We start from the raw sequence: 19,543 nt of genomic DNA, 5'->3' as shown, positions 1-19,543 counted from the left end.
TGTCAACCTAATGTTACCTTGAGATCTCATTAACCCGGATAATGAGATCTTAAGGTAACAAATGCTACTCAATGGATGAAAATCGGAAGATTGCAACCCCTCCTCCATGCTCCATAATCCCCGAGAAAGTGACACTGGCTAGCGGCTAAGCTCAGCCGGAGGCAGGGGAAACCATTTCGCCTTTTCGAAATAGGCCGATGCCAGCCGCTCTTGCGGTGTTTGGCTTTGCAGATCGAGCAGCAATGTACAACGCCTGATGTTATTGTATTCGTGGAAGAAGGTCAGCTTGGCGCCAAATGCGGGCTGCGCGACATTCTCAAGCCGCGATATGGATGCGACGCTGGCCTTTAGATCAAGCCATCGGGTTTGCTCGATCAGCATAGCGACCACGCTCAGGAACCTGTCCCTCACGGCCATGCCGGCGGGCGTAAAGGGAACCACGATCTTGATGCGAACGTCCGTTACCTGCGAAAAGGTACCGCGCGCTGCCACCACGAGGGATGGGGCGTCTGATGCCTCGGCAGCGCCTACCGGTGCGTTGGTGCATTCGAAGGTCGTAGCGCCCGGCGCGCTTTGTTCCCAGCGCCCGACGGCCACCCCGGATTGCTCAAGCTTGGCGCATAGGCTCTCGCCCGTTTGCCGAAAGGTCCGAACAAATGCTCCCGGCGCGCTAGGCGCCGCCTTGAAGAAGTTGCTCGGGACGCGGGCTTCCAGCCGATTGAGCTTCGCCATCGGCTTTGACGCAACGAATTTTGGCACAACCTTTTCTTGATGGTCGAACCAAGTCAAATGGTAGCGTTGCGCCACCGACTGCAGGTTGCGCATGTTGTTGGCAAGGAGAACGGTTGCGGCGACGGCGGAGACGATGAGGATCGTGCTGATCCAAAACAGGGTCTTGTTTTTCCGGCGAGGCGGCGTGACCGTCATTCCGTTGTCCCGGCTGAATCACCCATCCCTAATTTATGCCCGGTTTACCGGTTGCTGACAATTGCAACCGCAGCCTCCTGAGAAGGATTTCGGGCGGAACGGTTGGATTTCAGCCAAGTCGGGCCTTGAGCAGGCGGACGGTTGCCGCGTCCGTGCGGCGGGCACCCTCAACGGCAAAGCCGAGTGCCAATGCGCGGTCGTCTGGCTGGCTCGCGGCCACAGAACAGGAGGCGTGTATTTCGGCAATGTTCAGCCGCGGCAGCAAGCGGTCGATCGTCTGCAGGTTGACGCCAGCGCCCGGCATGATGGAAATGCGACCCGCGGCAATGGCAATCGCCCGCTCCAGATCGTCTGCGCCTTCCCAGGCGGTCGTGGCACGGCCGGAGGTCAGGATACGTTCGAAGTCGAGCAAAACGGCAAGCTCGATGGCTTCGCTCAGGTCAGGAACGAGGTCGAATGCGCGATGCAGCGTCCGGCCCAGGCCATCGGCATGTTCGCTAAGGGTCGCGAGCATCTCCGCGTCAAGTCTGCCGTCCCTAAGCGAGGCACCGAGGACCACACCGGCAAGGCCCGCATGCCCGGCAGCATCGATGTCGGCCTTCATGACCTCGAGCTCGTCAGCGCTATATTGGAAGCTGCCAGCGCGTGGCCGGATCATCGCGTAAGCCGGGACCGGCTGGCGCGCGGCTGCAGCCATCAGGCCGGCACTCGGTGTAAGCCCGCCGACTGTAAGCGCGCTGCAGAGCTCGATGCGATCGGCGCCGCCGGCAACGGCTTCAACAAGTCCCTCGACGTCCTCGACGCAGACTTCAAGCAGCATCGGTAAGCTCTCTGGCAAAGTTCAGTCCCAGCAGGGCCGCGCCTATCAAGCCGGGCTCGACCCTGCATTGGCTCGCAACTACCAGCGGGCGATCGAATTTTCGCAAGATGCGCTGCCGCACTTCGGCGTCCAGCCTGGCTAGCAGAGGTGCGGAATTCGACAGGCCGCCGCCGACCGGGACGATCGTCGCCCCTGTTATATTGACGGTGAGTGCCAATGGCGGGCTGACGAGATCCATGTAGACATCGAGCGTGCGCGCTGCTGGCTCGTCGCCCTTGACCCAAAGATCGATGATTTCCTCACTGCGAAGATCGATGTCGTGGACCAGTTTGTGCAGGCGCTCCAGGCCACGGGCGCCGCCGATGGTATCGACGCAGCCTTTCTGGCCACAAGCGCAGGAGTAGGCTGGGATAGCTGTGGGTGGAGTGCCGGCAGTTGCGGCAATAATCGGGCCATGGCCCCACTCACCGGCAAAACCGCCAGCCGCATTGACCAGCCGACCGTTGGCAACGAGACCGCCGCCGACGCCGGTGCCAAGGATAGCGCCGAAAACGATACGATGACCGCGGCCGGCGCCTGACATGGCTTCAGCCATGGCAAAGCAGTCCGCGTCATTGGCGATCAGGCACGGATAGCCGAGCTCCGTCTCGAGATCGGCTGCGAGCTTGCGACCGTGGGCGCAGGGGATATTCGCCGCAGTCAGCACCTGCGTATCCGGGTCGACGACGCCGGCGATCGAAAAGGAAAGGCAATCCGGCCGTTCGCCCGCCTCATTGATCAATGTGCGAAGAGTAGCAACAAACTGAGTAAAATCGTTGCCGGGGGTCGGGCGCCGAGCGAGCGGGACGATGTCCGTTTCGGAACGAGCGATGCCGCCCTTGATAGCGGAGCCGCCGATGTCGAAGGAAACGATCATTCAATTAGCCTATGGAAATCCTGCCTGCTTGCTCGCACCCTTTTGGTAATGTTGCAAGATCAATCGGCCAGGGCCAGGCGACTTGTCACTCTATTCCGGTAGGGTAATGCGAGCCTCAAAGCCGTCCTTGTGCGCCGTCGCCGGCGATAAGAGGTCGAGCCTTGCGGCCATTTGCGCAAGGATCCTGTCGGCGATCGCAAGGCCGAGGCCAGAGCCCGCCGCCTTGGTCTTGCCGCGCCGGAAGCGCCGCTTGAGGCCGGCAAGTTCTTCCGCAGGCACGATCTCGCCGCCGTTGACAATGGAGATAGTACTGCCGGGGCCGATCCTGACGATAACGGGCTCTTCCTTGGGTCCGTGAGTAAGGGCGTTCTCGATAAGGTTGCGCACGACGATGGCAAAGGCGTCTATGTCGATGTTGCGCACAAGGGGAGCATTCGTCTCGTCTTCCAGAAGAACCCGCCCGGCGGTCTCACTGTCGCGGTCGTAGTCGCCAACGACGGTCGCAATGATCGTGACGAGATCGGTCGGCTTGTCGCCCGCGCCGATGCCCGCCTCGGCGCGGGCAAGTTGCAGCAGCTTTTCGGCCAGGCGGCCGAGGTTGGAAAGCGACGTCTCGATACGGCCAGCCCGCTCGCTCAAAGCTCCAGGCGGCAACTCAGCGATCAGGCGTTGGGTCTGTGCCAGGGCGCCTGCGATCGGTGTTCTGAGCTCGTGCGCGCTGTTTGCCGTGAATTCCCGCTCCGCTTCGAGCGCCGCGCGCAGCCGGCCGAGAAGGAGATTGACGGAGCGCGCGATCGGTCTGAGCTCGCGCGGCAGCGTGTCGCTTTCGACCGGCACCATGTTGCCGCTGTCCTTGGTGGCAATGTCGTTGCGCAGCCTTTCGATTGGAGCAAGCGACCGGCTGACGATAAGGCGGATGACAAGCAGGCTTGCCGGGATCAGCAGTAGGAGCGGCCAGAGCAGCGCAACGGTGCCCTCGCGCAACGCCTCGCGGCGATTCTTGAACGCATCCGCCACGTGAAGGAACAACGTGCCGTTCAGCGCGGATTGCGTATAGATCTTGTATTTTCGCGTGTTGTGAAAACCGACCGTCAGCGGCACCTCGTAGGGGACTGTTGCCGCCTCCTCGGAATGCATGATCACCTTGCCAGTTTGATCAAGCACTTGAAAGGTCAGGTATTCCTTCTTCAGTCCCCGCTCCATCGCCTGCAGGTTCTGGGGATCCGTCGAGACCGCACGTTGGGCTAGGTCGTCGAGGATCAGCGGCATCAGGCGTTCGGCCGTCTCCTGCAGCGTCCCGTCAAAGATCTCGGCGAATTCGCGGTTCATGACATAGGCGCCGAGCCCGACCGCAATAAGCCAGAAAAGCACAACGAGACCGGTCAGCGCCGCGACCAGGCGGCGGGTGATGCTGATACGGCTGAGGCCGCTGGCTCTGCGGGGTGTCATCGTTCGCCCAGGCAATAGCCGATGCCGCGCGCGGTGCGGATGCGTTCCTTGCCGATCTTCTTGCGCAGGCGGCTGACATAGACCTCGACCGTGTTGCTCTCTATCTCGGAGCCGAAGGCGTAAAGGGCCTCCTCGATTTGATCCTTGGAGACATTGGCGCCGGGCCGCGCGACCAAGAGGTCAAGCACCGCCCATTCCCGGCGCGTCAGGACCACATCCTTGCCGGAAACGTTTACCCGCCTTTGCGGCTGGTCGATTTCGAGATCGTCGATGCGGATAGTCGGCTGCGGGCTGCCGGCATAGCGGCGTGCCACCGCCATGATGCGCGCCGAGAGCTCACCGAGATTGAACGGTTTGACGAGGTAGTCGTCGGCGCCGCTATTGAGGCCTTCGATCCGATCGGAAATCTGATCGCGCGCAGTGAGGATTATGACCGGTGTGGTATCGGGCCGGCGACGCAGCTTCTGCAGGAATTCGATGCCCCCGCCGTCGGGAAGCTGCAGGTCGAGAAGGATCAGGCCGTAGTTGACCGAGCTTGTGACCTCCTGTGCATCAGCAATGCTTTTCACCCAGTCGATCGCATGGGTTGTCGCGGCGATGTGGTCACGAACGGCCCCGCCGATCAACTCGTCATCTTCGATCAGGAGAATTCTCAACGGCCCCTCGCCATCTTTGCCTCACTTCAGTAATAGCGCGGCACCTATCAGGTCAATAAGGGCTTAAATATGCGCAACTGCCACCAACTCCAGTTTCCGATCGGCTCCCGCCGGACACCCTGGCATCGTCGGCGCATGTTCATGATCATACGAAGACGACGAGGCTGACGTTTGATCGCCGACCCTGGCGGTGTCCCGTCGTATCGCCTATTTCCAGGGAACTGAACATAGTCTCCGACAACCTGCCCGCTATCATTCCGCAGCCTCGCAAGCCCGCCCCCGATCTGGAGGTTCTCCGGAGGTGGAAATATTGGGGCAACCAGCATTTCCTGCTCTCGCCCTACTGCCGAGACAGTCCCTACCCCTATTCCCCGAAAGGAAGCTCGATCTCTTCCCGGTTTCTCTTCGCGCCCTCGATCAGAACGGCGGTGAACCGCTCGGCATCTTCAGCGGGCAACATCCCTGCTCCTGTTCGAATGCCTTCCTGCCACGCTGGGCCGCGTTCCCACGCCTCGTTGTAGACGAGAGCCAGGTCGGAAGCCCTCCTCGTCTGCTGCAGGGCTTCGAATAGCAACGCAGCTTGCCGAACGTCCTTATCGCGTTTTGCCGGTCCCTGGCCGTCAGTGTGTCGGCGGCTGGCGACGATCAGCTCGTGGATCGCGTACCGGGACGGATCCGGGACAACGACCGGGACACCGCTCCGATGGAGCAGCATTGTTCTGACGGGCTCCTTGATGAGAAAGTTGAGGAAGCGCAGCGGATCGGCGCTGGCGCCCCCGAGGGCCGGCATCTTCGACGGGTGGTCGATGTAATCGTCCGATCCACGGTTCGACGTCAGGAATTCGACCCGATAGCCGCCGTCATTCTGGAACGCCGATGATGCCGCGCCGCCCGATCGATGAGGCACCGCGCGGAAGCTGGGATCCACGCCCTGCAGCAGCTCGACGATCGGAGGAAGGCTATCCTCGACCTCGTGGCTGATGGCGTAGTCCAGTGCAATGTCCGCATCGCCCGTCAGGATCGCAGCCGTGGGCAGGCGAACGCCGAGCAGGCCGCTGTAACACTGAAAGGCCACCGTGCCGATCAGGACGCCCCGGAGCCGGAAGAGGCCGCCGTCTGCCAGTGCCTCGACGATGTCGCCGGAGATAGTATCGGGTGCGATCATTCCGCCCTCGCGGGTCAGGCTGTTGACCATTCGCCTGCGGCCGCGGAGGTCATCCTTGTCTCGCTTATGGTTGGCGACCCGTTGCGCGATGGCCGGATCGTCCGCGGGACCGACGTAGCGACGGGTCGTACCCCCGTGTCCGTCAGGGATATCGAAGTACCAGTACTTACGGCCTTTGATGTTGGCGGGCGTGAACCGACCCTCCGGAGGGAAGTCGGCCGTCCATGCGGCGTCGAGCGAGCGCTGGCCCAGCTCAGCGAGCATCGTCTGATACATCAAGTCAACGGACTTCATCCGCATGGCTCCGGCGTTATACTGTTTTTCAAAAACAGTATAACCGGCGAGGGGGTAGGGAACAAGGTGGGATGTCGTAGGGACCGTCCGGAGACAGATCGAGCCGGGCCGGCCTCTGTTCTAACCTTTTTGCAGAGACGTTACAACGCGACAGGGCAGGGGTAGTTATAGGTGATTTGCAGATCGCTTATAACTAGGACCGTCTTATGGACTGTCCTTAGTCGTTGTCTGCACGGTGCTGGTCTTCTGAGGCTCTGGTTTCGGCCACCATGCGTCATACGCTGCGGCGCCCGCCTGGACGCCACCAACGCAGATCAGGACCAAAGTCAGCCAGAAAATTGCTCGCTGATTACTGTAGTTGTCGTGGTGACGTCGATCCTCGAGTTCGAAGTCAGCGATGGTGTTCAACGCCTTCGGATTGAGCTTCATGCCATGTCGACCTGCGTTGAGATCGCCAGATGCCTTCAAGGACTCGAGGAGCAGCCGATAGTAGGTCATCAGCTCCGTCTTGTTCGGTCGATGCACCCATCTGGCAGTGTAGAACCGCGTCAGCAGATCCGTCTCGCTGGTCTCGTAGTCCCGCGTCTCGATCGTCGCCGCGAGGACCTTCATCCGATCCCGTCGAGTTAGCTCCTTGCGATTGAATCGAGGTTGAAGGTCGTCGTCGATCGCGACCTTCCAGAACGGGTGGCATGCGATCCGATTTCGGGCGAACGGCCAGATGCCCTTCGTTAGAAGGTCCAGCCTCGGAAGTAGTGCTGGATGTAGAGCCGATAGTGGCAGTTGCGTAAATATGCCTCGATCGGGATTGCAAAATGGTGCATCAAGTAGCGCCAACGGTGTGCGCTTCTTAGCGATGACGGACATGCATTGCGGCTATGGACAGCGGTCGGACACGCGGCTACTTCTTTGACGCATCAAAAGCCGCGTGCGCCACCTTGCAACCGCGCGTCAGCTCAGCTTAGGAGGCTCGTTTATGCTTAAGGGAATTTCGCCACTGCTCAATGCAGATGTGCTTTATGCTTTGAAGTCGATGGGACATGGCGACATGCTGGTTCTCGTCGACACCAATTTTCCGGCCGACTCGATCGCCAGGGAAACGCCGTTCGGAACGCTGCTGCGGATCGACAACGTGACGTCGGCGGAGGCTGCCAAGGCGATCCTGTCGCTGATGCCGCTCGACAGCTTCATCGACGACGCAGCCGCTTGCATGGAAGTCGTCGGCGCCCCCGACGAAGTGCCTGCCGTTCGCAAGGAAGTCCAGGCCGTCATCGACGAAGCCGAAGGCAAGCACTGGCCGCTGGTGCCGGTCGAGCGCTTTGCATTTTATGAGCGTGCGAAGAATGCCTATTGCGTGATCCAAACCGGCGAGCGGCGCTTTTATGGCTGCTTTACCCTGACCAAGGGTGTCATCCCGCCGGAAAAGGCATAGGGCTTCGAACATTCAGGCTGATTGCGCTTAAGGAAAATGATGGTCAGGAAGTCGGAAACGCAGGGACGGCTCGACGATGCGGCGCGCGCCGGCTGGCTGTACTACGTTGCCGGCAGGACGCAAGACGAGATCGCATCGTCGATGAGCATTTCCCGGCAGTCGGCGCAGCGTCTCGTGTCGCTGGCCGTTGCCGAGAGGCTGATCAAGGTGCGGCTTGACCACCCGATCGCAGCCTGTCTCGAACTGGCCGAGGCGCTGCGCAAGAAGTACGACCTCAAGCATATCGAGGTCGTGCCGAGCGACCCCGGTTCCACATCGACCACGGTCGGTATCGCCGAAGCGGGCGCTGCCGAGATCGAGCGTTGGTTGAAGCGCAGTGATCCAATCGTATTGGCGATCGGCACGGGCCGGACTCTGAAGGCCGCCGTCGATCAATTGCCTGTCATCGAATGCCCGCAGCATCGCATCGTGTCGCTGACCGGCAATATTGGGCCTGATGGGTCGGCTGCCTACTATAACGTGATCTTCAGCATGGCCGACGCCGTCAAGGCGCGGCACTACCCGATGCCGCTGCCGGTTCTCGTGACCGCTGCAGAGGAGCGTGAATTGCTGCACGCCCAGGCACTGGTGCGCTCGACGCTTGATATCAGCGCTCAGGCAGACGTTACCTTTGTCGGGATAGGCGAGATGGGCATTGACGCGCCGCTTTGTCTCGACGGCTTTCTCGGCAAGGAAGAGATGCTGGGCCTGATGAAGCTGGGTGCCAGCGGCGAGATCTGCGGCTGGATCTTCGGCGGCGACGGCAAGCTTCTCGACAATGCCATCAACGAACGGGTTGCCAGCGCTCCCATCCCTTCGCGTGAAACCTCTACCGTCATCGGGATTGCCAAGGGAAAACGCAAGTTCGAAGCGATCAAGGCGGCTGTCGAAGGGCGGCAAGTCAACGGTTTGATCACCGATGAGGCGACTGCCGAATTTCTGCTCAGGGACTGAGCAAAAAATAACACGTTTTATTTCAATGCTTTAGGCTCGTTGTTCGGCATCGCAGCAACGAATGTCCATTGACAATTTTTGTCGACTGGTGAGTAATTGCCCGTGAGCTAAGCGAATGCTCAATATTTTCTCTTCTGGGAGGAAGACATGAAATTGAAGACTTTACTGCTGGGCGCCTGCTCAGCGATGATGCTTGCCGGAATGGCGTCTGCAGAGACGCTGACCATTGCCACCGTCAACAACGGTGACATGATCCGCATGCAGAAGCTAACGGATGATTTCAAGACGAAGAATCCGGGTATTGATCTCCAGTGGGTTACACTGGAAGAGAACGTGCTGCGCCAGAAGGTTACGACTGACATCGCAACCAAGGGCGGCCAGTACGACGTTTTGACGATCGGCACCTATGAAGTTCCGATCTGGGCCAAGCAGGGCTGGCTCCTGCCGCTCGACAATCTCGGCAAAGACTATGATGTGGATGACCTTCTCCCGGCTATCCGCAGCGGCCTGACCGCCGACGGCAAGCTTTATGCTGCTCCGTTCTACGGCGAAAGCTCGATGGTCATGTACCGCAAGGACCTGTTTGACAAGGCCGGCCTGAAAATGCCGGACGCGCCGACCTGGACCTTCATTGCCGATGCAGCCAAGAAGCTCACCGACAAGGACAAGGAAGTCTACGGCATCTGCCTTCGCGGCAAGGCCGGCTGGGGTGAAAACATGGCCTTCCTGACGGCGATGTCGAATTCGTTCGGCGCTCGCTGGTTCGACGAAAAATGGAAGCCGCAGTTCGATCAGCCCGAGTGGAAGAAGACACTTGAGACCTACGTCAAGATGCTGAAGGAAGACGGACCTCCGGGTGCTTCTTCAAACGGCTTCAACGAAAACCTCGCGCTGTTCCAGACCGGCAAGTGCGGCATGTGGATCGACGCAACGGTTGCTGCTTCCTTCGTTTCCGATCCGAAGCAGTCCAAGGTCGCCGACAAGGTTGGTTTCGCCCTTGCTCCCGACAATGGTCTTGGCAAGCGCAGCAACTGGCTCTGGGCATGGAGCCTGGCCATCCCGTCATCGTCAAAGAAGACTGAAGCGGCCGAGAAGTTCGTCGCCTGGGCAACGAGCAAGGATTACACCAACCTCGTCGCGCAGAAAGAAGGCTGGATCAATGCCCCTCCGGGAACTCGGACTTCGCTCTATGCGAATGCCGACTACCAGAAGGCTGCGCCTTTCGCCAAGATGACGCTTGACAGCATCACCTCTGCCGACCCCACGAAGCCGACTGTAAAGCCGGTTCCCTATGTCGGTGTGCAGTTCGTGGCTATCCCTGAATTCCAGGGTATGGGCACAGCGGTTGGCCAGCAGTTCTCTGCGGCTCTGGCAGGTCAGGTCACCGTCGATGCGGCACTGAAGAGTGCACAACAGCTGACGACGCGCGAAATGACCAAGGCCGGTTATATCAAATAAGAAACCTCCCGAGGTGGAGGGAGTGCCTCCGCACTTCCTCCCTTAGGCCGCCGACGCCCGAACTGCTTCGGCGGCCTTTTCCATCTCCGCTGGTTCTTTATTTTCAGCCGCGCTGTAGCCATTCTCCACGCTTGCAACAAGTTTGGGCTTGCAACAAGTTTGAGCTCGCAACAAGTTTGGCTCCCCCGCTTTAGACAAGATTGGTCCTTGCCATGGCGACGTTACACACCAGTTCCGCGGCCCGCCTGATGATCGCGCCGTCTGTTGTTCTTCTCTTTGCGTGGATGATCGTCCCGCTGGTGATGACGATCTATTTCTCGCTGCTGAACTACAACCTGCTCAATCCCGGCGTCGAGACCTGGGCCGGTTTCTCCAACTATTCCTACTTCCTGACCGACCCCGGCTTCGTTGCCGCCTTGATCAACACCATCGTGCTGGTGGTTGGCGTACTGCTGATCACCGTCATCGGCGGCATCGCCTTTGCGCTCTTGCTCGATCAGCCGATCTTCGGCCAGGGCATCGTGCGCATTCTGGTGATCTCGCCGTTCTTCGTCATGCCAACGGTGGCGGCGCTCGTCTGGAAGAACATGTTCATGAACCCGGTGAACGGGCTGTTTGCCTATATCGCCAAGGTGTTCGGGGCACAGCCGGTCGATTTTCTCGCCACCATGCCGCTGTTTTCGATCATCCTGATCGTCGCCTGGCAATGGTTGCCGTTTGCAACGCTGATCTTGCTGACCTCGCTGCAGTCGCTCGATTCCGAGCAGCAGGAAGCAGCCGAGATGGACGGGGCCGGCGTGGTCTCGAAATTCATCTACATCATCCTGCCGCACATGGCCCGCGCCATTACCGTGGTCATCCTGATCCAGACGATTTTCCTGTTGTCGGTCTTTGCCGAAATCCTCGTTACCACCAATGGCGGTCCCGGCACCGACAGTACCAACCTGACCTATCTGGTCTACGTCCAGGCCCTGCTGCAATTCGACATTGGTGGCGCATCTGCCGGCGGTATCGTCGCCGTCATCCTCGCCAATATCGTCGCGATCTTCCTCGTCCGCCTCGTCGGCAAGAATCTGGAGGCATGAACCATGGCCCGCAATGTCACAACGCGACGCAAGGTGGTCATGACGGCGATCGCCTGGCTCCTTGCCATCCTGATCTTCTTCCCGATCCTGTGGATGTTCCTGACCAGCTTCAAGTCGGAAGCCGACGCCATCGCATCGCCGCCGCAATTCCTGTTCTTCCACTGGACGACGGAGAACTACACCGAGGTGCAGTCGCGGTCCGATTATTTCCATCACTTCTTAAACTCGGTGGTCATCGCCTTCGGGTCGACCTTCCTTGGTCTCTTGATCGCCATTCCGGCCGCATGGGCCATGGCGTTCTCGCCAACGAAACGCACCAAGGACGTCTTGATGTGGATGCTGTCGACGAAGATGATGCCACCGGTCGGCGCCTTGATCCCGATCTATCTGATGTTCCGCAACACCGGCCTTCTTGATAGCCGTGCCGGCCTCGTCGTCGTGCTGACCCTGATCGACCTGCCGATCATTGTCTGGATGCTCTATACTTACTTTAAGGAAATTCCCGGCGAGATCCTTGAGGCGGCCCGCATGGACGGTGCCTCGCTCATGAAGGAGATCATCTACGTGCTGACGCCGATGGCGGTGCCGGGGATTGCCTCGACGCTGCTGCTCAATATCATCCTGGCATGGAACGAAGCCTTCTGGACCCTCAACCTGACTGCTTCGAACGCAGCACCGCTGACGGCCTTCATCGCTTCCTATTCCAGCCCCGAAGGCCTGTTCTACGCCAAGCTTTCGGCAGCATCGACCATGGCGATCGCGCCGATCCTGATCCTCGGCTGGTTCAGCCAAAAGCAACTCGTTCGCGGCCTCACCTTTGGCGCGGTTAAGTAAGGACAAAGAAACATGGGCAGCATTTCCCTTCAGAAGGTTTCCAAGGTCTTCGGCGAAGCCAAGGTCATTCCTTCGATCGACCTCGAAATTGAAGATGGCGAGTTCGTCGTCTTCGTCGGCCCGTCGGGCTGCGGAAAGTCGACGCTCCTGCGGCTGATCGCCGGGCTTGAGGACGTCAGCGGCGGCAAGATCACCATTGACGGCCGCAACGCCACCGAGATGCCGCCGTCGCAGCGCGGCCTTTCCATGGTGTTCCAGTCCTATGCGCTTTATCCGCATATGAGCGTGCGCGGCAATATCGGCTTCCCCTTGAAGATGGCCGGTCTTGCCAAGGACGAGATCGATCGCAAGGTCAATGACGCCGCACGCGTCCTCAATCTGACCGAATATCTGGAACGCAAGCCGCGTATGCTGTCCGGTGGTCAGCGCCAGCGTGTCGCCATCGGCCGCGCCATCGTGCGCGAACCGTCGGCCTTCCTGTTCGACGAGCCGTTGTCGAACCTCGATGCGGCCCTTCGCGTCAACATGCGCCTTGAGATCAGCGAGCTGCACCAGCAGTTGAAGACGACCATGGTCTATGTGACCCACGACCAGGTCGAGGCGATGACGATGGCCGACAAGATCGTCGTGCTCAATCGCGGCAATATCGAGCAGGTCGGCTCGCCAATGGAGCTGTACAAGACCCCGGCAAATCTGTTTGTTGCCGGCTTCATCGGCTCGCCGAAGATGAACTTCGTCAAGGGTGTCTATGCCCAGCCGTTCGGAGCACCGACGGTCGGCGTTCGCCCTGAACACATCCTGCTGTCGACGGAAAGCGGCGAATGGAAGGGCAAGGTCATCGTCGCCGAGCACCTGGGCTCCGACACCTTCTTACATGTCGATGTCGACGGTATCGGCACGATCACGGCGCGCGGCACCGGCGAATTCCCGGTCAAGGCTGGCGAGATGGTCTATCTCACACCCGATCGCAACCGTATCCACAAGTTCAACGACAAGGGTCTGGCGATGTAATCGCTTGATCGACGTCGGGCCAACCATGGACGGCATCGCATAGCGCCCGGGCATGCGGCCCGGGTTCTTAAAAGAGACGGTTGGACCCGGGACCAGCTGAACCAAAAGACCTTTCAGAAGGACTGGAGACATGACGAAACTATCGCTGGCAACGTTGAAAGAGGTGTCGGCAACCGCTGCGATACCTGGCTATGACAGGTCGTCGCTTGTCGCCGGTATCGTGCATTTTGGCGTCGGAAACTTCCACCGCGCCCACCAGGCGGTCTATCTCGACGATCTGTTCAACCTCGGTCACGATCATGACTGGGCAATCGTCGGCGCCGGCGTTCTTCCATCCGATGCGGTAATGCGCGAAAAGCTCGCCGCACAGGATTTCTTGACCACCGTCGTCGAACAGGACAACAATAAAACCGCTGCGCGCGTTACCGCCCCGATGATCGGCATACTGCCGACGGGCGATGCCAAGGCGATCATTGCCAAGCTCGCGGACCCGGCGATCCGTATCGTTTCGCTGACGATTACCGAAGGCGGCTATTTCATCGATGCTTCGGGAAAGTTCAATCCGGCGCACCCGGCGATTGCCGCCGACGGTCAACATCCCCAAGAACCGAAGACCGTTTTCGGCCTTATCGTCGCCGGCCTCAAGGCGCGGCGCGACAAGGGTCTTTTACCATTCACCGTGATGTCGTGCGACAATATTCCCCACAACGGCGGCGTCACTTTGGCCGCTGTCGTCGGAACCGCGCAGCTTTCCGATCCGGCATTTGCCGATTGGATCAAGGCCAACGTTTCATTCCCGAACGGCATGGTCGACCGGATCACGCCGGCAACGGGCGCCCGCGAGATCGATCTGCTCAGAGACAATTTCCAGATCGAGGACAACTGGCCGGTCTATTGCGAAGAGTTCAAGCAGTGGGTGCTGGAGGACAAGTTTCCGCTCGGCCGTCCTGCTCTCGAAAAGGTCGGCGTTACCTTCGTCGACAATGTCGCTCCCTATGAACATATGAAGATCCGCATTCTCAATGGCGGCCACGCGGCGATCGCCTATCCGGCTGCTCTCATGGATATCCATTTCGTCCACGACGCGATGGGGGATCCGTTGATCCGGGCGTTCCTTGCAAAGCTTGAGAACGAGGAAATCATCCCGATCGTGCCGCCGGTGCCAAACACGTCACTCAAAGATTATTTCCAGCTGATCGAGCGCCGCCTGCTCAACCCAAAAATTGCCGATACCGTTCCGCGGCTCGCACAGGATGGCTCCAACCGTCAGCCGAAATTCATCCTGCCTTCGACGGCCGACCGGCTTGCCCGCAATGAAGATGTCATCGGCCTGGCGCTGGTGTCGGCACTCTGGTGCCGCTACTTTGCCGGCACGACCGACAGCGGCAAGGAGATCGTCTTCAACGACGCAAGTGCCGATCGGCTGCATGCCGCAGCCCTTAAGGCGAAGACCGATCCTGCTGCCTTCCTTGCCTTTGAGGATATCTTCGGGACCGTCGCCAAGTCAGATCTTTTCGTCAAGCGCTTCGCCCACGCCCTGAAGACACTATGGGCGAAAGGTACGCGCGAGACTTTGCAGCTATATCTCGACGACAAGCTGGCGGAGTAGCCGCCGGCCGGCGCGCTTGTGCGCCGAAATCACGACACGATTTCAGGTTGGATCGGCAATGGCTGATGCGGAATACGGGCTCGTCATCTTCGACTGCGACGGCGTCCTCGTCGATAGCGAGCCGCTTTCGATCAGTGTGCTGGTTCAGGCGATGCGCGATTCCGGTGTCGAGATCGACGAGGAGGGCGCCTATAAGCGCTTCCTTGGCAAGAGCCTTGCGACGTTGATCGACACGCTGGAAACGGAGTTCAACGTTTTTGCCAGTCAGGAATTTCTCGATCGTATCCGCAACGATCTCTATGCCCGTTTTCGAACCGAACTGAAGCCAATTCCGGGCGTTGCCGAGACGCTGGATGCGCTGGATGTTCCGCGCTGTGTCGCGTCTTCCAGCCAGTTGGAACGCATCCGGCTTTCCCTTGGCCTAACGGGGCTTCTCGACCGGCTAGAGCCGCACATCTTCTCGGCAAGCATGGTCAAACGCGGCAAACCCGCTCCCGATCTTTTCCTTCATGCGGCTGGCCAGATGGGCGTTGAGCCCGGCCGATGCGTCGTCGTTGAAGACAGCCCCGCTGGAATTACCGCAGCAAGGGCCGCCGGCATGACGGTTTTTGCCTTTGCCGGCGGGTCGCATGCACATTCGGCCCACTACCACGCTGAATTGGACCGACTTTCGCCCGAAGTGGTGTTTGACGCCATGGAGGATTTGATACACCTTGTCCGAAAACGTAAAAACGGACGGGGCTCATAGTTGATGCGTGATCACGTGGTTGCGGTCGATGTCGGCACGGGCAGCGCGCGTGCTGCCGTTTTCGATCGGGAAGGGCGAATGCTCGGCAAGGGTGAGCATCCGATCATCATGAACAGGCCTTGCGAGAACCACGCCGAGCATAGTTCAGAAGACATTTGGTCTGCCGTCTGCATTGCCGTCAGGGCAGCGATTTCGGCGTCCGGCGCCGCCTCCTCAGCGATCGGTTCCATCGGGTTCGATGGCACGTGCTCTCTTGTCGTTCGCGATGTCGACGCTCAACCACTGACCGTTTCGACAGGCGGCGAAGCCCGTTTCGATACCATCGTCTGGCTCGACCACCGGGCCCTTGAGGAAGCGGATTTCTGTACGGCGACCGGGCATTCGGTGCTTGAACATTCCGGTCACTTCATGTCGCCGGAAATGGAAATGCCGAAATTGATGTGGCTGAAGAAGAACCTGCCGCAGAGTTGGGGCAAGGCCGGCTATTTCTTTGATCTCGCCGATTTTCTGACATGGAAGGCAACGGGGTCGATTGCACGGTCGCGCAGCACATTGACTGCCAAATGGAATTATCTCGCGCACCGCAATCCCGGCTGGCAGTCGGATTTCCTCGAACGAATCGACCTGTCGGATCTGCGCGAGCGTGGGCATCTGCCGGAAGAAACCGTGCCGGTCGGCGCCAGTGTCGGGACGCTGTCGCAACAGGCAGCCGAAGAACTGGGGCTTGATCGCGAGTGCCATGTCCCCGCCGGCATGATCGATGCCTATGCCGGTGCGCTCGGAGCGCTTGGTGGCTATGCCGGTGATCCCTCCGGCCTCGAGCGGCAACTGGCGCTGATTGCCGGCACCTCCAGCTGTATCGTCGCCTTTTCCCAAGAGCGCAAGCGCAGTACTGGCATGTGGGGTCCGTATTACGAGGCAGGCTTTGCGAACATGTGGCTGGTCGAAGCCGGGCAGTCGGCGACCGGCGCTTTGCTCGATCACATCGTTCGCATGCATGCCGCCGGTGGCGAACCGACAGCGGCACTTCACCTGAAGATCGTCTCGCGTATTGCCGAGTTGCGCGCGCTCGAAGGCGATGCCTTCGCAGCGCGCATCCACGTGCTGCCCGATTTCCACGGCAATCGCTCGCCGCTTGCCGATCCACATGCGGTCGGTGTCGTCAGCGGATTGACGCTCGACAGCTCGTTCGACGGGCTTTGCCGTCTCTACTGGCGCACGAGCCTCGCCATCGCGCTTGGCATTCGCCATATCCTCGAGAAGATGCACGAATTCGGCTATGTGCCGGATACGCTTCATGTGGCGGGCGGGCATGTGAAGAATGCCGTGCTGATGGAGCTTTATTCCGACGTGACGGGCTGCAAGGTCATCGTGCCGAAGATGAACGAGGCGGTTCTGCTTGGGACGGCTATTGCCGCATCCGTTGCCGGTGGCTTACACAAGGACCTGGCATCGGCCGGCGCCGCCATGTATCCGGGCGGCTATGAACGCTTGCCAAACCTCGGCAAGAAGGCCGCCTATGACCGCGACTATAGGCGTTTTCTGGCAATGTACAGGCATCGCTCCGAGCTTGAGCGAATGGAATAGCGGTTGCTTACCGAAGTGGCGCGTCGGCAAACATGCCTTCCAGCTCGGCAATTCGCCGTCCTCGCGCTTCGCCGTCCGGGCCGGCAGAATGAGAGACTGCGGCTGCAAAAAATTCCAGAAGGGCCGTAACTGCTGAATAATTATCGCGATTGCCGACGCGCGAGGGTGGCAGAGACAGCGTGATATTGGCGAACTCATGGGCCCATTCCGTGTACTGGCTCGTGACCAGCAGAACCTTGTAGCCGGCACGTCGCGCTGACCGCGCCAGGAGGCGCGACTTGGCGAAACGGTGAGAATCGATAATGACGAGTAGCGAATCTGATGTCTGATGGCACAGGAGCTCGGTGTAGCTGCCATTTGTGCCGTCGGCCAACTGCACGTGGTCGCGGGCAATTCCGAGATGGTTGCAGAAGTGGTAACCAAGACAGGCGGTGCTATGGTGCGCGGCGACGAACACTTCGTTTGCGGCCAGAACGGCGGCTACGGCATCGCGCCACTGCGGCTGGCTGGCCAGATTGTAGATGTGGTGCAGCATCTCGATCTGTTCGGACATGAGACCGGCAAGCGGGCGTCCTTCGGCGATGTCCTTGCGCAATTGCTCAATTGAGTCCGGAAGCTGAGACGTGCCAGGCGGCACGGTTTCACGCAGATGAACTTTTATCCCGTCGAGACCTTGATAACCCAGGGCGCGCAGGAACCGGCCCACCGTCATGGGGCTCAGCTCCAGTCGGTCGGCGACCGAAGACGCGGTTTCAAACGGAAGCTCGTTCATATGATCGGAAAAGTAACGCGCGATGCGGCGCTCGGCAGGGGTCCCCGATTTCATGTATGTCTTGAGCTTCTGACCTAGGTCTTCCAAATTTGCCTCGCTGACGTTTCACCTACTGAGCGAGCCGTTACACCGTATAAGCAATCGGGGCGGGCGCCGGCTTCTCAGGTTTAAGTTGTTGTTTTTTAATAGTAGCTCAATATATATTAGGGTCTGCTTCTTTACAACAAGTCACTTACAGACATTTGACCGGGATGGGTGCACGCTTGTCGGCAACCCAATCCCACCTTACATCCTGTGCGAGTTTCAAGGAGAGGCCGCGCATGATCATCGAAGCTGCACGTCTGGCGATTGCCAATCTATTCGCGTTGGAAACACGCACCGTTTTCTGGAAAGTGCTCAGCATAACGCTTCTGGTGCTGGTCGGCCTTTGGTTTGCTCTTGATGGCGCCTTTATCTCGTTTGCCTTACCTTGGCTTGAAGCGTTCTTTCCGAATATTCCCCATTGGGCCACCTGGCTCGCTTATGGCTTTGCAGTCATGGCAAGCTTTGGACTTGCCATCGGCCTATCATTGCTGCTTTCGCCAGTGACTGCTCTTATAGCCGGACTTTTTCTCGATGATATCGCCGAGGTGGTGGAAAAACGCGACTATCCGACAGATGCGCCAGGAAAAGCCATGGCCTTTGGCCCTGCAATCGTAAGCTCGCTGAAGTTTCTCTTTGTAATTGTTCTTGGAAATATAGTCGCGCTCATCCTGCTCCTCGTACCAGTCGTCAACCTCGCGGCCTTTTTTATAGTCAACGGCTATTTGCTGGGTCGGGAGTTCTTCGAATTTGCCGCAATGCGCTTCCGTTCGCCCGACGAGGCGCGGCAGTTTCGCGCCAAACATGGATCGATGGTGTTTCTCGGCGGCTTGCTGATTGCAGCCTTCCTGGCCATTCCGATCGTCAACCTGCTGACGCCCCTCTTTGCAGCTGCGATGATGGTGCATCTGCACAAGATGCTCAGTCGCAAAGACCCTTCATTCGCCGATAACTTTCGCAGATAGCTCAATAAGGGGTGCTGGAATATCACAGGTCTTTTCAGGCGAGCGACACAGATCGGCGATGACGCAGCGTTCGCATTCGGGCTTGCGCGCTTTGCAGCAGTAGCGGCCATGCAGGATCAGCCAATGATGCGCATGATAGAGGTAGCGCTCCGGGATGACTTTCATCAGCCGCTGCTCCACCTCGTCGGGCGTCTTCCCAGGGGCCAGCCGGATACGGTTGGCGATGCGAAGGATATGCGTATCGACCGCAAGCGTCGACTGACCAAAGGCCATCGACAGCACGACGTTGGCGGTCTTGCGCCCGACGCCTGGCAGGGTCATCAGTTCCTCGCGCGTCTGCGGCACCTCGCCGTTGAAATCCAGAAGCAGCTTTGCCGACAGGGCGACGACGTTTTTCGCCTTGTTGCGGTAAAGGCCGATCGTCTTGATGTAATCGCGAATGCGCTCCTCGCCGAGATCGAGCATCTTCTGCGGCGTGTCGGCAGCGGCAAACAGCGCCCGCGTCGCCTTGTTGACACCAACGTCCGTCGCCTGGGCCGAAAGAGCCACGGCAACCACGAGCGTGAACGGATTTACGTGCTCGAGTTCGCCTTTGGGCTCCGGCCGCTGGATCGAGAAGCGGCGGAATATTTCCTCGATTTCGGCCTTTGCGTAGATGCTGCGAAAAGCCGGCTTGCGGCCTGTCGTCACATTTGACTTTTTGACGGTTTGGGTGCTGGATTTCGTTCTGAGGTTTGCCAT

19 protein-coding genes are annotated in these 19,543 nt (G+C 59.4%); 10 read left to right on the top strand and 9 right to left on the bottom strand.

Annotated features, from left to right (window positions below):
• Positions 1–138: 138 nt before the first annotated feature.
• The 7 genes from AB4Z52_RS15680 to AB4Z52_RS15650 all read right to left on the bottom strand — a co-directional run bounded on the left by AB4Z52_RS15680 (position 139) and on the right by AB4Z52_RS15650 (position 6,839).
• Positions 139–927 carry a DUF6030 family protein gene (locus tag AB4Z52_RS15680; RefSeq protein WP_442218851.1) on the bottom strand — a complete coding sequence of 263 codons (789 nt, stop codon included), beginning with the start codon at positions 925–927 and terminating at the stop codon, positions 139–141.
• Between the two features lie 109 nt (positions 928–1,036).
• Positions 1,037–1,747, bottom strand: coding sequence for a copper homeostasis protein CutC (locus AB4Z52_RS15675; protein WP_442218850.1), 711 nt, complete (start codon positions 1,745–1,747; stop codon positions 1,037–1,039).
• Positions 1,737–2,663 carry an ROK family protein gene (locus AB4Z52_RS15670; protein WP_442218849.1) on the bottom strand — a complete coding sequence of 309 codons (927 nt, stop codon included), beginning with the start codon at positions 2,661–2,663 and terminating at the stop codon, positions 1,737–1,739. The genes AB4Z52_RS15675 and AB4Z52_RS15670 overlap by 11 nt, the downstream gene beginning before the upstream one ends.
• A gap of 90 nt (positions 2,664–2,753) precedes the next feature.
• A complete protein-coding gene (locus AB4Z52_RS15665; RefSeq protein WP_442218848.1) occupies positions 2,754–4,112 on the bottom strand; it encodes a sensor histidine kinase in 1,359 nt (452 codons plus the stop codon).
• Positions 4,109–4,768, bottom strand: coding sequence for a response regulator (locus AB4Z52_RS15660; RefSeq protein WP_442218847.1), 660 nt, complete (start codon positions 4,766–4,768; stop codon positions 4,109–4,111). The genes AB4Z52_RS15665 and AB4Z52_RS15660 overlap by 4 nt, the downstream gene beginning before the upstream one ends.
• 364 nt (positions 4,769–5,132) lie before the next feature.
• Positions 5,133–6,227, bottom strand: a complete 1,095-nt coding sequence (locus AB4Z52_RS15655) for a nucleotidyltransferase family protein (protein ID WP_442218846.1) — start codon at positions 6,225–6,227, stop codon at positions 5,133–5,135.
• A gap of 204 nt (positions 6,228–6,431) precedes the next feature.
• On the bottom strand, positions 6,432–6,839 hold the full coding sequence (locus AB4Z52_RS15650; protein ID WP_442218845.1) for a hypothetical protein: 408 nt from the start codon (positions 6,837–6,839) through the stop codon (positions 6,432–6,434).
• A 364-nt stretch (positions 6,840–7,203) separates the two neighbouring features.
• Here AB4Z52_RS15650 and AB4Z52_RS15645 point away from each other — a divergent pair, with 364 nt between their 5' ends.
• The 9 genes from AB4Z52_RS15645 to AB4Z52_RS15605 all read left to right on the top strand — a co-directional run bounded on the left by AB4Z52_RS15645 (position 7,204) and on the right by AB4Z52_RS15605 (position 16,984).
• Complete coding sequence (locus AB4Z52_RS15645) at positions 7,204–7,659, top strand: RbsD/FucU family protein (RefSeq protein WP_442218844.1); 456 nt, start codon at positions 7,204–7,206, stop codon at positions 7,657–7,659.
• Positions 7,660–7,698: 39 nt separating this feature from the next.
• Positions 7,699–8,652 (top strand): sugar-binding transcriptional regulator, encoded by a 954-nt coding sequence (locus AB4Z52_RS15640; RefSeq protein ID WP_442218904.1) that lies wholly within the window; start codon positions 7,699–7,701, stop codon positions 8,650–8,652.
• 147 nt (positions 8,653–8,799) lie between these two features.
• Positions 8,800–10,110: an ABC transporter substrate-binding protein gene (locus tag AB4Z52_RS15635; RefSeq protein WP_442218843.1), complete on the top strand. Its 1,311-nt coding sequence runs from the start codon at positions 8,800–8,802 to the stop codon at positions 10,108–10,110.
• 212 nt (positions 10,111–10,322) lie between these two features.
• The gene (locus AB4Z52_RS15630) at positions 10,323–11,195 is read left to right on the top strand and encodes a carbohydrate ABC transporter permease (protein ID WP_442218842.1); all 873 of its coding nucleotides are present in this window, start codon (positions 10,323–10,325) and stop codon (positions 11,193–11,195) included.
• Positions 11,196–11,198: 3 nt separating this feature from the next.
• On the top strand, positions 11,199–12,029 hold the full coding sequence (locus AB4Z52_RS15625; RefSeq protein ID WP_442218841.1) for a carbohydrate ABC transporter permease: 831 nt from the start codon (positions 11,199–11,201) through the stop codon (positions 12,027–12,029).
• A gap of 12 nt (positions 12,030–12,041) precedes the next feature.
• Positions 12,042–13,040 (top strand): ABC transporter ATP-binding protein, encoded by a 999-nt coding sequence (locus AB4Z52_RS15620; protein WP_442218840.1) that lies wholly within the window; start codon positions 12,042–12,044, stop codon positions 13,038–13,040.
• Between the two features lie 130 nt (positions 13,041–13,170).
• Positions 13,171–14,649, top strand: coding sequence for a mannitol dehydrogenase family protein (locus tag AB4Z52_RS15615; protein ID WP_442218839.1), 1,479 nt, complete (start codon positions 13,171–13,173; stop codon positions 14,647–14,649).
• A gap of 58 nt (positions 14,650–14,707) precedes the next feature.
• On the top strand, positions 14,708–15,397 hold the full coding sequence (locus AB4Z52_RS15610) for an HAD family hydrolase (protein WP_442218838.1): 690 nt from the start codon (positions 14,708–14,710) through the stop codon (positions 15,395–15,397).
• A gap of 3 nt (positions 15,398–15,400) precedes the next feature.
• A complete protein-coding gene (locus tag AB4Z52_RS15605) occupies positions 15,401–16,984 on the top strand; it encodes an FGGY-family carbohydrate kinase (protein WP_442218837.1) in 1,584 nt (527 codons plus the stop codon).
• 7 nt (positions 16,985–16,991) lie between these two features.
• Here the strand turns inward: AB4Z52_RS15605 and AB4Z52_RS15600 are convergent, their stop codons facing one another.
• Entirely contained in the window at positions 16,992–17,843 is an 852-nt protein-coding gene (locus AB4Z52_RS15600) for a MurR/RpiR family transcriptional regulator (RefSeq protein WP_442218836.1), read from the bottom strand.
• Between the two features lie 233 nt (positions 17,844–18,076).
• On the opposite strand from AB4Z52_RS15600, the gene AB4Z52_RS15595 reads away from it, so the two are divergent.
• Positions 18,077–18,802 carry a sulfate transporter family protein gene (locus AB4Z52_RS15595; protein WP_442218835.1) on the top strand — a complete coding sequence of 242 codons (726 nt, stop codon included), beginning with the start codon at positions 18,077–18,079 and terminating at the stop codon, positions 18,800–18,802.
• Here the strand turns inward: AB4Z52_RS15595 and nth are convergent.
• On the bottom strand, positions 18,776–19,543 hold the full coding sequence (nth, locus tag AB4Z52_RS15590; RefSeq protein WP_442218834.1) for an endonuclease III: 768 nt from the start codon (positions 19,541–19,543) through the stop codon (positions 18,776–18,778). The genes AB4Z52_RS15595 and nth overlap by 27 nt on opposite strands.

Origin of the sequence: Rhizobium sp. 2YAF20 (assembly GCF_052114685.1) — a bacterium.
Classification (GTDB): Bacteria; Pseudomonadota; Alphaproteobacteria; order Rhizobiales; family Rhizobiaceae; genus Rhizobium.
The sequence above is the reverse complement of the archived record's forward strand: the minus strand, read 5'-3'. Positions and strand labels throughout refer to the sequence as shown.

Excerpts from the sequence above, each read along its gene's own strand:
- AB4Z52_RS15610 (WP_442218838.1), top strand. The coding sequence starts at position 14,708 with ATGGCTGATGCGGAATACGGGCTCGTCATCTTCGACTGCGACGGCGTC.
- AB4Z52_RS15655 (WP_442218846.1), bottom strand. The coding sequence starts at position 6,227 with ATGAAGTCCGTTGACTTGATGTATCAGACGATGCTCGCTGAGCTGGGC.
- AB4Z52_RS15645 (WP_442218844.1), top strand. The coding sequence starts at position 7,204 with ATGCTTAAGGGAATTTCGCCACTGCTCAATGCAGATGTGCTTTATGCT.
- AB4Z52_RS15620 (WP_442218840.1), top strand. The coding sequence starts at position 12,042 with ATGGGCAGCATTTCCCTTCAGAAGGTTTCCAAGGTCTTCGGCGAAGCC.
- AB4Z52_RS15595 (WP_442218835.1), top strand. The coding sequence starts at position 18,077 with ATGATCATCGAAGCTGCACGTCTGGCGATTGCCAATCTATTCGCGTTG.
- AB4Z52_RS15680 (WP_442218851.1), bottom strand. The coding sequence starts at position 927 with ATGACGGTCACGCCGCCTCGCCGGAAAAACAAGACCCTGTTTTGGATC.
- AB4Z52_RS15675 (WP_442218850.1), bottom strand. The coding sequence starts at position 1,747 with ATGCTGCTTGAAGTCTGCGTCGAGGACGTCGAGGGACTTGTTGAAGCC.
- AB4Z52_RS15605 (WP_442218837.1), top strand. The coding sequence starts at position 15,401 with ATGCGTGATCACGTGGTTGCGGTCGATGTCGGCACGGGCAGCGCGCGT.
- AB4Z52_RS15630 (WP_442218842.1), top strand. The coding sequence starts at position 10,323 with ATGGCGACGTTACACACCAGTTCCGCGGCCCGCCTGATGATCGCGCCG.
- AB4Z52_RS15625 (WP_442218841.1), top strand. The coding sequence starts at position 11,199 with ATGGCCCGCAATGTCACAACGCGACGCAAGGTGGTCATGACGGCGATC.
- AB4Z52_RS15665 (WP_442218848.1), bottom strand. The coding sequence starts at position 4,112 with ATGACACCCCGCAGAGCCAGCGGCCTCAGCCGTATCAGCATCACCCGC.
- AB4Z52_RS15650 (WP_442218845.1), bottom strand. The coding sequence starts at position 6,839 with ATGAAGGTCCTCGCGGCGACGATCGAGACGCGGGACTACGAGACCAGC.
- AB4Z52_RS15615 (WP_442218839.1), top strand. The coding sequence starts at position 13,171 with ATGACGAAACTATCGCTGGCAACGTTGAAAGAGGTGTCGGCAACCGCT.
- AB4Z52_RS15640 (WP_442218904.1), top strand. The coding sequence starts at position 7,699 with ATGGTCAGGAAGTCGGAAACGCAGGGACGGCTCGACGATGCGGCGCGC.
- AB4Z52_RS15635 (WP_442218843.1), top strand. The coding sequence starts at position 8,800 with ATGAAATTGAAGACTTTACTGCTGGGCGCCTGCTCAGCGATGATGCTT.
- AB4Z52_RS15670 (WP_442218849.1), bottom strand. The coding sequence starts at position 2,663 with ATGATCGTTTCCTTCGACATCGGCGGCTCCGCTATCAAGGGCGGCATC.
- nth (WP_442218834.1), bottom strand. The coding sequence starts at position 19,543 with ATGGCAAACCTCAGAACGAAATCCAGCACCCAAACCGTCAAAAAGTCA.